Source organism: Rhizobium sp. BK529, assembly GCF_014194105.1.
Lineage (GTDB): Bacteria > Pseudomonadota > Alphaproteobacteria > Rhizobiales > Rhizobiaceae > Rhizobium.
The window spans coordinates 2,271,036-2,284,051 of record NZ_JACIAU010000001.1 but is presented as its reverse complement, the minus strand read 5'-3'; the positions used below and the strand labels follow the sequence as shown (position 1 = coordinate 2,284,051).

Genomic DNA, 13,016 nt, shown 5'->3' with positions numbered 1-13,016 from the left:
CCTACTCCGGCATGTCGCCTGCCTCGGCATGGGCGAGGATTTCCCGCTCGAAGAACAGATAGGCGATATTGACGAGCACGAAGACCATCGCATAGGCGGCGACCGGGACCGGCGCCAGATTCGTGCGCGCCATCCAGGCCGTCGTGAATGGCAGCAGCGACACCAGGAACAGATGCGCGAAGTTGATCCAGATGAGTTGCGGCGAGGCATAGCGCACCAACCGCAGCAGATGATGGTGGTTGACCCAGATGATGGCGATGAACAGATAGCTCAGGCCGTAGCTGAGCGGTGTTTGCCAGAGCGCCAGGATCGCGCCGACCGTTGCTTCCTCCGGCGCTTTCAGTTCCAGCGCCATGAGTGTGATGACAACGGCGATCATGCCGTCCGAAAACGCGCCGACGCGTTCTGTCGTAACCTTATGCTCGCGCATTTGCCTCACTCCTCGGAGCTCGATTGACAGGTGGATTCAGCCTGTGGCCACGCTCGCCGCCGCTCACGGATGACTTGCGGCTCAGCTTCTCGCGCCGTCGCCATCGCTATGCGGCTGCCTTCTTCTTATTTGAGCGACATAACCGTCCAAACTCACGTAGAATGGTTACTACTGAGTAAGTAACTTGTCAACTACATTTTAAACGGTTACATATAATCCGTGTATTTGGAGCGCTGCCATGCATTGCAGGCGGTAGCCTGAATAGGATTTATGATGGATAACCACTCTCCAGCTCTTTTTCTCGGCGATGCGCTGGCGCTGGATTTTCTGAATTCGGTGGCGACACCGGTCGATGTGCCGATCGATTGGATCGAGGATGGGGAAGGCCTGCTGCGCTGGCTTCAGCAGGCAAGGCTCGTCTCGCCGGAAACACTCGATGCCATCCGCGCCCAGGCGCTGCCGGGCGAGCTGGACAAGGTCGCCGATCAGGCGCGGAGCCTGCGCGAGTGGTTCCGGATTTTCGTCCGCGAGCATAAGGGAAAGCAGTTAAAGCCTGATGCGCTCACCGAGCTGGAGCCGCTGAACCGCCTGCTGGAGCGCGACGAAGGCTATAGCCGCGTCGTGGCGCGTCAGACGGGCGAAGGCGAGATCTTCGAGTTTCAGCCGATGCGCAAGTGGCGCTCGCCGGAAGCGCTGTTGCTACCGGTCGGCGAAGCGCTCGGCCGCTTCGTCTGTACGGAGGATTTTTCGAATGTGAAGGCTTGCGAAGGCCCGTCCTGCACGCTGCTTTTTGCGGATCACACGCGCGGCCACCGCAGGCGCTGGTGCAGCATGGCGCTCTGCGGCAACCGGGCCAAGCAGGCGGCGCACCGTCACCGGGTCAAGCAGGCGTAGCCGCCATTTCCTCGCAAAGCCGGTCGAAGCCGATGCCGGTGCCGCTTTCTCTGATATCGCCGTCCCTGGGGTCGCCAAAGACGGCCTGTTCGGTAAAGGTCATCAGCGTCGTGGCGCCGCGTCCGGTGAACTCGACCGTCACCAGCGATGAGGATATGCTCTTGCCCGCCGTCAGCATCGTATAGGCATAGACGATGCGCTCGCGCGGATGGATTTCGAGATAATGGGCGCGCATCGCCTGCTCGGTCCCGTCTGGCTTGCGCCATGTCATGCGCTCGGCCCCGCCGATCTCGAAGTCGAAACGATCTTCCATCACCTGCCAGTCGGGATGACAGGCCGTCCAGCGCCGCTTCAGCTGATGGTCCGACCAGAAACGGAAAGCATGCGCGACGCTGCCGGGTAGATCGCGCTCGATGACGAAGGTTCGATGATTGACGGTGACACCCATCAGTGATCCTTTTCCTCAGGGGTTTCCGCCATCAGCAGGGCAAGGCGGTCGAAGGCCGCATGCATTTCGGCCTGTCGCTGCTCGATCCACTGGTTGATGGCGCCGAATGCCTTTGGCTGCATGCGATAGGTGCGCACGCGCCCGGTCTTTTCTGAAATGACGATGCCGCTTTCTTCGAGAATGCGTAGGTGTTTCAGCACGGCCGGCAGGCCGACATCGGCGGGCTCTGCCAGTTCCGTGACGGAGGCCGGTCCCTTCGAAAGTTGCTCCACGAAGCCGCGCCGATAGGGATCGGCGAGCGCCTGAAACATCCGGTCGAATTCGGCTGGCGCCAGTTCTGCCATTCCATTGCCTCAAGATACCGCAGCTTCAAGATACCGCGCCGGCATCGCCTCCCGATAGGGAAACATCGAAAAATAGGGCTGCGCTTCCGACAGCACGCGTTTGACGGAAGAACGTTGTAACAGACGCTCCAGATAGGAGGAAAGCGCCTGCTGCTCCCCGGTGAACGGATGCACGATGGAGGCGAAGAACAGTGCGGGCAAGGCCGCGCAGTCGGCCATCGTGAAATCGTTCCCTGTTGCCCAGAGCTTTTCCTGCATATGCGCCTCGATCATCTTATAGGCTTGATCGAGCGTTGCGTGCGCCTGGGCAACGCCGTGCGGATCATGGGCATCCGCAGGCCGGATCCTGTCCGTGACGATTTTCTGCACGGGCACGCTCACATAGAGATCGTAGAAACGATCCCAGAGCCGCACCTGCAAGAGCTCTTCCGGATCGTCCGGCAGCAGCCGCACCGGCCCGGGATGGCGGGCCTGCAGATATTCTATGATGATCGACGTCTCCGGGATCGTGCGCCGCGCCGCCTGATCATGCAGAACCGGGATCTTGCCGACCGGCCACTTGTCGAGCAGCGCTGCCGCGGAGTCCGGATTGCCGAAATCGACGATCTCGCTGTCGAATGCGGTCCCGTTTTCATAAAGCGCAATCAGCACCTTATGACAGAAGGAGGCGAGGGGATGAAGGTAAAGCGTCAGCGTCATGAGTCACCTATGGTTTCCAATATTGGAAACTATATCGTCATCATAACAGCAGGGCAAGACACTTTCCAGTATCGGAAAGTTTTCACGCGTAGGTCACCCATCCCCTGAAGCTGAGGGCGGCATAGAAAAGCGTGACATCCGAAAAGCCCGCTTCGCGCAGCATGGCCTCTTCCTGTTCCGGCGCAAGGATATGCAGCCTTTCGCGCATAGCCTTGCGAGCATGATCCAACAGGGCAGGGTCCGCTCCATCGGGTGCGCCATAGGCGATGTGACGATCAATCCATATCGATCGCTCCGGCTCCGTCTGAGGGAAACTCACATGCGCAACCACGAAGGCTGCATCCGTTTTCAGCCGACGGCGAATTTGTCGAAGCGTTTCAAGCCGTTGTTCGATAGGGATATGATGGAAGGTCAGCAGGCAAACGGCCGCGTCGAATGGTCCCTCCGGCGCAACATCGATGCTGCCCTCATGAAAGCCGATGCGGCTGCCACGATCACCAACCACCTGCTTCGCCAGCTGCAGCATGTCGGCGGAGGGATCGATCCCGTCGAAGGTCCAGCCCGGATGCGCCTCGGCAAAGGCCTTCAGTTCCAGCCCGCCGCCGGCACCAAGCACTAGCACCCGGCCGTCTTCGGGTGCTCGTTCGGCAATCAGCATCGCCGCCATGCGATGCAGGCTTGAGAAACCCGGCACCTGCCGTGGCGGACCTTCGAGATAGGATTTGACGGCATCCCCGATGAACGGGGACCCCGGCTTGGGAGTGTCGGATGTGTTCGGATGCCAATCGTCTCTAATCATGTAACTTTGATTATTACATGATGCGGAGCCTGTCAAATTTCGGAGGCGAGAGCCTATTTCGCGTATTTGCGTGCTCCGGCCACGCAGAGAATGACCGCCACTGTCACGGCAAGCATCGACCAACTCACCGTTTCACGCAGCAGCGTTGCGGCCAGCGCCAGGCCGAAGAAGGGCTGCAGCAGCTGCAGCTGACCGACGGCAGCGATACCGCCCTGTGCAAGCCCGCGATACCAGAAGATGAAGCCGATCAGCATGCTGAAGAGCGAGACATAGGCAAGCCCCAGCATGGCGGGCGTCTGGATATCGGCAAAGGACGGCGGTCGGTAGGCGATGGCAGCCACCAACATGACCGGCAGCGATACGACGAGCGCCCAGGAGATCACCTGCCAGCCGCCGAGCCGGCGCGACAGCCGTGCGCCTTCGGCATAACCAAGCCCGCAGACGATGATGGCGCCGAGCATCAGCGCATCGCCGATGGGCGAGGCGGTGAGCCCCTGCATCAGCGCAAAACCAGCGACCAAAGCGCTGCCGAGAAACGAGAAGAGCCAGAAGGCAGGCTTCGGCCGCTCGCCGCCCCTGATGACCCCGAAGATCGCCGTCGCCAATGGCAGAAGGCCGATGAAGACGATGGAATGCGCCGAGGTCACATGCTGCAGCGCCAACGCTGTCAGCAATGGGAAGCCAACCACGACGCCGAGCGCGATGACGACAAGCGAGATGAGATCCTGGCGCGAGGGCCGCTTCTCTCGGAAGGCGATCAGCAGGCAGAGCGCCAGAATGCCGGCAATCGCCGCTCGCGCCACCGTGAGGAAGACCGGATCGAGCTGCATGACAGCCACACGCGTGGCCGGCAGCGATCCGCTGAAGATCAGCACGCCAATAAAACCATTGATCCATCCGGTCGCTGTGCGATCCATGCGGCACTCCTCATTGTTCGTCCCACGCTTATCAACGTTTCGCACTGGCGCAGCCAGCCACAGTTCGGTACAGTTGGCCAAAACTGTAATGGTGAAAGGACCAGTACGGATGGGCGACCGGGAGCAGGGAAATACACTGACAGCAATGGTCATGGCGACCATCCGGCAACGGATCGCCGGCCGCAGCCTTACACCCGGCGCAAAACTGCCCTCGATCCGAGGCCTCTCGGCAAGCTTGAAAGTCTCGGCCTCCACCGTGGCCGATGCCTATGAGCGGCTGGTGGCGGAAGGCGCGATTCTCTCGCGGCCCGGTTCCGGCTTCTATGTCGCGAGCCAGGCAGCACCGCTCTCGCTTGCCGATATCGGCCCGAAGCTCGATCGCGCCGTCGATCCCTTCTGGATATCGCGGCAGTCGCTGGAGGCGCGCGAAAGCGACTTGAAGCCCGGCTGCGGCTGGCTGCCGCCTTCCTGGTTTCCCGAAGACGCGATCCGCCGAACCCTTCGATCTTTGTCGCGCGCCGATCCCACAAGCCTCGCCGATTACGGCTCGCCTCTCGGCCTCCAGCCCCTGCGCCAGCTCATTGTCCGGCGCATGGCCGAGCGCGGCATCGAGGCTTCGCCGGATCAACTGATGCTGACGGAATCCGGAACCCAGGCGATCGATTTCCTCTGCCGTTTCCTGATCGAGCCCTGTGATACGGTGCTGGTCGACGATCCCTGCTATTTCAACTTTCATGCGCTGCTGAGAGCCCATCGCGCCAAGGTCGTCAGCGTTCCCTATACGCCCTCCGGCCCCGATATCGAGCTCTTCGCCGCCGCGCTCGCCGAGCACCGGCCGCGGCTCTACATCACCAATTCGGCAATCCACAATCCGACCGGCGCCACACTTTCGCCGGTCACGGCCCATCGCCTGCTGAAGCTCGCCGAGCAGCACGGCCTGACCATCATCGAGGACGATATCTTCGCCGATTTCGAACATGCAGCCGCACCCCGCCTTGCTGCGTTCGACGGGCTGGACCGCGTCATCCATATCGGCAGCTTCTCGAAGACGCTCTCCGCCTCGGCGCGCTGTGGCTTCATCGCCGCCAAGCCCGAATGGATCGAGGGCCTGACGGACCTCAAGATCGCCACCTCCTTCGGCGGCGGCCGGCTCTCGGCCGAACTGGTGCTCGGCGTGCTGAGCGACGGCAGCTACCGCAAGCATACGGAAAGCCTGCGCGGCCGCCTTTCCAAGGCGATGTTCGATGTCAGCACCCGGCTGAAGACCTTGGGCATATGCCCCTGGCTGGAGCCGCAGGCCGGCATGTTCCTCTGGTGCCGCCTGCCGGATGGTCTGGATGCCGCTGTCGTCGCGCGTGCCGCGCTCGCCCGTAATGTCGTGCTCGCACCGGGCAATGCCTTCAGCCTGTCGCAATCGGCCACCGGCTTCATGCGCTTCAATGTCTCCCAAACGCTCGATAGCAAGGTTTTCGATGTCCTGCATGATGCGCTCGAGGAGGCCGAACGGGCGGCTGAGTGATACGCTGTCGCAGACAGATGTTTTTGGATGACAGGATCGTCGCGCAACAATATACAGTCAATTCTATCTGGTTCCCACCGAACCCGATCTCGCCCCCGATCGCAGCTCGTGGATCACGACATGAAAGACTGGCATCCTGATCTCAACCGCTCATCGAGCCCCCGCTACATGGCGATCGCGGATCTGATCGAGATGGATCTGCGCAGTGGCGCGCTGGCCGTCGGCGACAGGCTGCCGCCGCAACGCGAACTCGCAAAGCGGCTCAACATCGATTTCACGACAGTGGCGCGCGGTTATGTGGAGGCGCAAAAGCGCGGGCTGGTGGATTCGCATGTCGGCCGCGGCACCTTCGTCACTGGCGGGCAGGGCAGGGAGCGGCGCGACCCGATTGCCGAAGCCGCCCCAGATCCGCGCCGCACATCCGTGGTCGATTTTTCGATGAACCTGCCGCCGGAGCCAGACGATCCGGAACTGCTCGCCCGCATGCGCGAGGGCATGTCGGTCGTGGCGGCCAACCTTGTCCCGCTGCTGCGCTATCAGGCGTTCGGTGGTTCCGGCATGGACAAGGAGGCGGCTGCCGTCTGGCTTGGCCGCCGTGGCGTGGCGCCGTCGCAGGAGCGCATCTTCGTGACGCCAGGCGCCCATCCGACGTTGCTCGCGATCTTCGGCCTGCTCGCAAAACCGGGCGAGACCGTCCTATCGGAAAACATCACCTATCCCGGCATCCGCTCGATCGCCGCCCAGCTCCGCCTCAATCTCTTCGGCCTGCCGATGGATGAAGAGGGTATCCTGCCGGATGCCTTTGCCGATGCCTGCGAGCGATTGCAGCCAAAGGCGCTCTATCTCAATCCGACACTGCAGAACCCGCTGACGCTCACCATTCCGCAAAGGCGCCGCGAGGAAATCGCTGCCGTCGCCCGCAAATATCATGTGCCCATCGTCGAGGATGATGCCTATGGCTTCATTCCCCTGGATGGACCATCGCCGCTGGCGGCGATCGCGCCTGACCTCACCTGGCATATCGGTGGTCTCGCCAAATGCATCGGCGCCGGCCTGCGGCTTGCCTATGTGGTTGCTCCGGATACCAGAGCGATCTGGCCCTTCGCCAGCGCCATGCGCACCAATAATGTCATGGCTTCGCCGATGAACATGGCCTTGGCGACCCGCTGGATCGAGGATGGCACGGCGGACGCGATCCTGCGCTTCATCCGCGCTGAAGCGGGTGCCCGCCAGCAGATGGTTGCGGATATCCTGCCGCCGGAGAGCTACAAGGCCGATCCGATCAGCTTCAATATCTGGCTGCCGCTTACCAACGGCTGGACACGCTCGACTTTCGGCAGCCATATGCGCGCCTCCGGCATTGGCGTGGTGGTGAGCGATGCCTTCACAGTGGAGAGTACGCCTGCCGAAGCCGTGCGCGTCTGCCTCGGCGGGCCGATCATCCGCGAGAGGCTGAAGGGCGCGCTGGACTTCATGGCCCACGCCCTGGAAGGCCCGCCGGAAATGTCGGCTTCGTTCTTCTAGACTACAGACTTCCGGTTCGGAGCGACCCTGCTTCGTCCTCCGTTATCGAATGAATCAATAAAGACCCCGCCCCAAACCCCTCCCCACAAGGGGGAGGGGCTTAATTTGCCGCGCCCGTCTGCTGCTTCTTCGACGTTCCTGGATGGGTGACGTGGTGCCACGGGTTAGTCCTTCCCCCTTGTGGGGAGGGGTTTTGGCGAGCGCTCAAACTTGTTCCAGCGGTGACAAATCCCGCCGTCGCCAAACCCCGTAAATCGAACCAACAACATCTCTGCGTCATTCTGACTAATAGACTGGCAATTCGCTTTCAATGTAGTTATATTGTATGCACTCATTGTTGGCATTGAATGCATATTGCGCGATGCCTGAGACCGCTGAAAGAGAGATCGTCATGGACACCGAATATCCTCCTCTCCCTCCGATGCAGACCGGCATCCGGGGGCGCTGCCCGCGCTGCGGACAGGGACATATGTTCAAGGGTTTCCTCACGCTGAAGAAGGAATGCGAAGTCTGCGGGCTGGATTATTCCTTTGCCGATCCGGCCGACGGCCCGGCCTTCTTCGTCATCTGCTTCGCCTGCGTGCCGAGTGTGCTGCTCGGCGTGTGGCTGGAAGTTGCCTTCTCGGCGCCGCTCTGGGTCCAGTTGCTGGTGACCGGTCCCTTCATGTTCGCCACCTGTATTCCGCCACTGAGGCCGCTGAAGGGATGGCTGGTCGCAAGCCAGTATTTCTACAAGGCGGAAGAGGGCAAGCTCGCCTGACGTGCGGTCGATCTATGTGATGGCCTCTGTGACTGGGCCGAGCGATCGGCGGCTTGCGGCATCATGCCGGGGCATGCACAGTCCTTCCTGATCCTCAGATCTTGAAGACCTTGTCGATCCCCCGGCGCGGAATGATGATTTCGACCAGATGGGTGGTGTTGCGCCTGAGGCATTGCGGACCTAGCACCGTCTGCCGATCGTCAGAAGCGCGATGCACGATGAGATTGCCCGCAGCTCCGACCTTCTGGGCATCGAAGTAGTGGACGTTTTTGCCCGGGTCGCTGGCCGAGAGACTGACGGCAACGACCTGGTTTTCATCCTTGCTGATGATCTTGTAGTACTTGCCTATCAGGTCTGTTCGATCGACGAAGAAGCAGCGGCGCGACGGCGCCAGGCTGTTGACGTGGACGTTATCGAGCACTTCTCGATGGAAGACGACCGATTCATCAGTACCGCGTTGATGGGGCGAGAAATATTCGATGAAGTAGTCATCGATCGATTGCCCCTGGTCATCACGGACATGGATGATGAGCTGAAAATACTGGTGAAGCGCGTTGGGATCGTCAGGCATTGCTTTGCCGATCTTCGCGGGCGTGCTTGCCGCTGTTTCCTCGCTGATATCGTACCATTCGCTGGAAATGGCGGTATATTCTCCCGCATCCTTGCAGTTTAGCGCTTGCAGGATCAGTTTGCCGAGCCGGCTTGATACGGCTGCGCCGGCGTCGCTCTCTTCGTTCGGCTTGATGATTGATCCGTGGTTGCGGTCCGGCAGGATTGCGAAGGGAAAGACCGTGTCTCCGGAGCGAATATGCCAGATCGAGACTTCGGGATTGTCCTCATCCCGGGAAAAATCCACCGTGAAGCCGCGAGCGTTGAGGTTGGCGGCGGCGCAGCGCACCGTCCCGTCCGCCCCATTCTCATTGACGATCCGCCGCAGCGCGTCGTCATAGCCCATGGTTCCAACGATGACGAAAGGCATGATCTTGTCGGTGCCATAGGGGCCGGCAGCCTGGCCTGACGGGTCGAGCAGGTCTCGCAGTGCGAGATCCCATTGATACGAGGAGGCGAGCTCCAGCCCGTTCAGCATTTCCGTACCGGTCTGGAACCAGTTGTTCCAGCCCTTGATGACACGGCCGAGCATGCTCTTGCCGGTGGAGGCGAGCCGCGAGCCGAAATTGGCCGGCGCCAGCATCACCAGCTTCCTGACCGGGCAATTGGCGCCATCGGGATAGAATCGGGAAATCCATTCGCGTGCGACAAGTCCGCCGGTACTATGCACGATCATGTCGAAAGGCGGCTTGAGCCGGCCGCTCTTGATCGCCGCATTGACGGCGATATCCATGCGCGCAGCGACATCCTCGATACGGACATCATCATAGAGGGAGATGTAATCGGCAAGCAGAATGCGCTGGGCGTTGAAGTTGTTTTGAGCAAGAAAATCGCGAAGCGGAGTGAGGGATTGGGCCGTGTCGCTCCAGCCATGAAGGATTGCAACATCCGCAGGCATCTATCCCCTCCCATGTTCCGAAATAGAGGGCCGCTCGCAATTTTATATTTCTCTTCAAGCGTCCCAAGATTCCGTATCGGATCATATACGTATAGGATGCAATTTAAAGGTTCATTCGGTCGAATATGCGCGGGGTTTGGGCGCACGCACCGCGAGTGGCACTCCTCCCAAATCCAGTCAAAATGCCGCAGACATCGAGTGCCAAGATTTGTTGCAATACTGTACCGATTAGTACAATGAATAACGAAAGGTACAGAAACGCAACGGAGATTGATCATGCCTGCACCGCTTCCCCCATTCACACAGGAAACCGCAGCTCAGAAGGTCCGCCTGGCGGAAGACGGCTGGAACAGCCGCGATCCCCAGCGCGTTTCGCTTGTCTACACCCAGAATAGCCAGTGGCGAAACCGCGCCGAATTCGTTACCGGCCGCGCCGAGATCGTCGCTTTCCTGACCCGCAAGTGGGCAAAGGAGCTGGACTACAGGCTGATCAAGGAACTCTGGGCCTTCACCGACAATCGCATTGCGGTGCGCTTTGCCTATGAATGGCATGACGACAGCGGCAACTGGTTCCGCTCCTATGGCAACGAGAATTGGGAATTCGATGCCGAGGGCTTGATGCAGCGCCGTTTCGCCTGCATCAACGATCTGCCGATCCGGGAATCGGATCGCAAGTTCCACTGGCCGCTCGGCCGGCGGCCCGATGACCATCCGGGCCTTTCCGACCTCGGCCTTTGAGGCCAGAAGGCAAGGTGAATTGTGAAGACCGTTTATGAACGTGCCGACGTCGTGCCGCTGCTCGGCGAAGTCTTCCGCGAGCTCGGCTACGAGGGCACGACGCTCAGCCGCATCACCGAGCGTACCGGCATCGGCAAGGGCAGCCTCTATCACTTCTTCCCCGGAGGGAAGGAGGAAATGGCTGCCGTCGTTCTTGCCGATGTTGACGGTTGGTTCGAACGCGCTGTTTATGAACCCCTGCGCCGCGATGATGCCAGCGCGGCGATCGAGGCGATGTGGGTGAATGTGATGGACTATTTCCGCTCCGGCAGCCGCATCTGCCTCGTCGGTGCCTTTGCGCTGGACGAAACCCGCCAGCGCTTTTCCCCCGCCATCCGGGACTATTTCGTTCGCTGGATCGAGGCGTTGCGCCAGGCTCTGATCCGCGCCGGTTGCGATGACGACACCGCGCTTGCTGCTGCCGAAGAGGTTGTCTCCGGCATTCAGGGCGCGCTGGTGCTTTCGCGGGCGCTGGATGACAGGGATATGTTCCGCAGGACCCTGGATCGGCTGGCTGAGAGATTGGCTGCGGCGAAATCTGGAGGATAACTGGATGGCATCTCAGTCGGCAGAAACGCCGCTGCGGCGAGCCCGGGAACCCGCGGGTGAGGGGTCTATGACGGCCTCACCCGGCAGAGTTGTGTTTAAGCGTCTTTCTGTGAGGGCAGGTGGACAGGGCGTGGGCTCTCGCGTTGCGTGCGTACCTGGCGCCACTCGTTTTCCATCTGGTCAACGACGTGCTGGGGGATCTTGGTCGGAGTTTCCGTGCTCGTCTGCATCTTATTCCTCTCTTCCTCAGCAAGGATGTGCTTACGGATTGATGCATCGCACAATACAAACTGCGTGTAAATGAACCGGCGTCACACTTGAAACGATTAAATTAATTTCAATCGATTAAGCGGACGTTAACCACAACAGGCCTCTGAGAAGCATATCATGACTGTCCCGCTCGACCGGCAATTCTTCTTCGACACCGTGCATACCACCCTGTTCAAGGGCAGCCTCACGCCGGCCCAGATCGAAGGCATGAACGCTATCATCGACTACTGGGACGCGAATTTGGCTACCGCAGATCGACGATGGCTGGCCTATATATTGGCCACCGCTTTTCATGAAACGGCCTACACGATGCAGCCTGTACGCGAGACGCTGGCAACAAGCGATTCGCGCGCCGTCGAGATCCTTGAGACGGCCTTTGCAAGCGGCCGGCTTTCCTGGGTGAAGACGCCCTATTGGCGGCCGGACGAGGACGGCAAGAGTTGGCTCGGGCGCGGGCTGGTGCAGCTCACACACCGGCGCAATTACGAAGCGATGAGCGAGGTGACCGGCATCGATCTTGTTGCTCAGCCTGACCGCGCCATGGAAATGGCGCCGGCCGTAGCGATCCTGATCGAGGGCATGCTGCGCGGCAGCTTCACCAGCCATCGTCTTTCCGACCACCTCAATGAGGAGAAGGAAGACTGGGTGAACGCCCGCCGCATCGTCAACGGTACCGACAGGGCGGAAAAGCTTGCCGAATATGGGCGAGCCTTCCTGGCAGCGATCCGGCCCAGAGCCTGACGCGGCACTGTGGCCCGGTTGATGGCCCGGGCAGCGCGTGTTATCGCCCCGCTTGGGCCCAGAGAGCTTAGGCCTGGAGAATTGCCACAGGAGTATCCCGCGTGATCCGCCATATCGTCTTCTTCACCGTGCCGGAGGAAAACCGCGAAGCGGTGCGCAAGGGGCTCTCCATCCTGACAGGCATTCCGTATGCGCTGAAGCTGGAGATCGGCGAAAACGTCAAGACGGACCAGTGGGGCAACGCCGTCGATTTCGTCGTTTACGGCGAATTCGAAAGCGAGGAGGCGCTCGCCGCCTACAAGGCGCATCCCGATTATGACCGTTCCACCCGCACCGTAAAACCGCTCCGCGATACCAGGATTGCGGCCGATTTCGATAGCAGCAAGGCAGTCACCAGGCCCCTGTAGGATTGACGATGATGGTTGCGTCAGTCTAATCGCCTGAAAATGAATAAGAATTTCGATAAGGCCCTTTTATGCTGGGCTAAGTCATTGATTCTGAATAAGTGACGCCTCGCGCCTAGACTTTTTTATAATAATTTTCGTTCAGCAACGCCTGCTTTGATTTGAAATTTCCTTATGCGAAATTATGAGGGAAAGTGGATCACTTATTCAGGATCAATGACTTAGCTCAAAAAACACTGCAAAAAAGGCCAATTTTGAAAATTCTTATTCAGATTCAAATGGATAGGGAATCCGGAAATGATGCCGGCTGCAGATGAATCAATCCGTGAAAGACCTGAATCAATCTTTGAGAGAAAAACTGCAAATGATTCAGAAGCTTAATGGATTGACCGCTCCGGGTGCCGCATGAGGGGGTTCGCTGCGCTGACGGCAGG

The 13,016-nt window shown here is 60.0% G+C and carries 14 protein-coding genes and 1 pseudogene; 8 read left to right on the top strand and 7 right to left on the bottom strand.

What is annotated here, in order from left to right:
* Window position 1 precedes the first annotated feature (1 nt).
* Complete coding sequence (locus FHX08_RS11595; RefSeq protein ID WP_245508234.1) at window positions 2-430, bottom strand: TMEM175 family protein; 429 nt, start codon at window positions 428-430, stop codon at window positions 2-4.
* A gap of 273 nt (window positions 431-703) precedes the next feature.
* On the opposite strand from FHX08_RS11595, the gene FHX08_RS11590 reads away from it, so the two are divergent.
* The gene (locus FHX08_RS11590; RefSeq protein ID WP_184327376.1) at window positions 704-1,324 is read left to right on the top strand and encodes a CGNR zinc finger domain-containing protein; all 621 of its coding nucleotides are present in this window, start codon (window positions 704-706) and stop codon (window positions 1,322-1,324) included.
* Here the strand turns inward: FHX08_RS11590 and FHX08_RS11585 are convergent.
* From FHX08_RS11585 to FHX08_RS11565, 5 genes are all read right to left on the bottom strand, one after another.
* The gene (locus FHX08_RS11585) at window positions 1,311-1,772 is read right to left on the bottom strand and encodes an SRPBCC domain-containing protein (RefSeq protein WP_132652045.1); all 462 of its coding nucleotides are present in this window, start codon (window positions 1,770-1,772) and stop codon (window positions 1,311-1,313) included. The two genes, FHX08_RS11590 and FHX08_RS11585, sit on opposite strands and share 14 nt — an antisense overlap.
* On the bottom strand, window positions 1,772-2,116 hold the full coding sequence (locus tag FHX08_RS11580) for an ArsR/SmtB family transcription factor (protein WP_132652044.1): 345 nt from the start codon (window positions 2,114-2,116) through the stop codon (window positions 1,772-1,774). Before FHX08_RS11580 ends, FHX08_RS11585 begins: the two co-directional genes overlap by 1 nt.
* A 9-nt stretch (window positions 2,117-2,125) precedes the next feature.
* Entirely contained in the window at window positions 2,126-2,815 is a 690-nt protein-coding gene (locus tag FHX08_RS11575) for a glutathione S-transferase family protein (RefSeq protein ID WP_132652043.1), read from the bottom strand.
* Between the two features lie 82 nt (window positions 2,816-2,897).
* Window positions 2,898-3,614: a class I SAM-dependent methyltransferase gene (locus FHX08_RS11570; RefSeq protein ID WP_132652042.1), complete on the bottom strand. Its 717-nt coding sequence runs from the start codon at window positions 3,612-3,614 to the stop codon at window positions 2,898-2,900.
* A gap of 53 nt (window positions 3,615-3,667) precedes the next feature.
* On the bottom strand, window positions 3,668-4,531 hold the full coding sequence (locus FHX08_RS11565; RefSeq protein ID WP_132652041.1) for a DMT family transporter: 864 nt from the start codon (window positions 4,529-4,531) through the stop codon (window positions 3,668-3,670).
* An 88-nt stretch (window positions 4,532-4,619) separates the two neighbouring features.
* Here FHX08_RS11565 and FHX08_RS11560 point away from each other — a divergent pair, with 88 nt between their 5' ends.
* The 3 genes from FHX08_RS11560 (at window position 4,620) to FHX08_RS11550 (ending at window position 8,334) form a co-directional block, all read left to right on the top strand.
* Window positions 4,620-6,050: a PLP-dependent aminotransferase family protein gene (locus tag FHX08_RS11560; RefSeq protein ID WP_132652040.1), complete on the top strand. Its 1,431-nt coding sequence runs from the start codon at window positions 4,620-4,622 to the stop codon at window positions 6,048-6,050.
* 120 nt (window positions 6,051-6,170) lie between these two features.
* Complete coding sequence (locus tag FHX08_RS11555; RefSeq protein ID WP_132652039.1) at window positions 6,171-7,574, top strand: PLP-dependent aminotransferase family protein; 1,404 nt, start codon at window positions 6,171-6,173, stop codon at window positions 7,572-7,574.
* Window positions 7,575-7,965: 391 nt separating this feature from the next.
* Window positions 7,966-8,334: a DUF983 domain-containing protein gene (locus tag FHX08_RS11550; RefSeq protein WP_037105104.1), complete on the top strand. Its 369-nt coding sequence runs from the start codon at window positions 7,966-7,968 to the stop codon at window positions 8,332-8,334.
* Window positions 8,335-8,428: 94 nt separating this feature from the next.
* Here the strand turns inward: FHX08_RS11550 and FHX08_RS11545 are convergent, their stop codons facing one another.
* Complete coding sequence (locus FHX08_RS11545) at window positions 8,429-9,841, bottom strand: triacylglycerol lipase (RefSeq protein ID WP_184327198.1); 1,413 nt, start codon at window positions 9,839-9,841, stop codon at window positions 8,429-8,431.
* A 276-nt stretch (window positions 9,842-10,117) separates the two neighbouring features.
* Here FHX08_RS11545 and FHX08_RS11540 point away from each other — a divergent pair, with 276 nt between their 5' ends.
* The 4 genes and pseudogenes from FHX08_RS11540 (at window position 10,118) to FHX08_RS11525 (ending at window position 12,585) form a co-directional block, all read left to right on the top strand.
* A complete protein-coding gene (locus FHX08_RS11540) occupies window positions 10,118-10,579 on the top strand; it encodes a DUF1348 family protein (RefSeq protein ID WP_132652037.1) in 462 nt (153 codons plus the stop codon).
* A gap of 21 nt (window positions 10,580-10,600) precedes the next feature.
* Complete coding sequence (locus tag FHX08_RS11535) at window positions 10,601-11,167, top strand: TetR/AcrR family transcriptional regulator (protein ID WP_132652036.1); 567 nt, start codon at window positions 10,601-10,603, stop codon at window positions 11,165-11,167.
* 387 nt (window positions 11,168-11,554) lie between these two features.
* Window positions 11,555-12,175: pseudogene (locus FHX08_RS11530) on the top strand (hypothetical protein); the annotation flags it as partial.
* Window positions 12,176-12,279: 104 nt separating this feature from the next.
* A complete protein-coding gene (locus tag FHX08_RS11525; RefSeq protein WP_132652034.1) occupies window positions 12,280-12,585 on the top strand; it encodes a Dabb family protein in 306 nt (101 codons plus the stop codon).
* Window positions 12,586-13,016 lie beyond the last annotated feature (431 nt).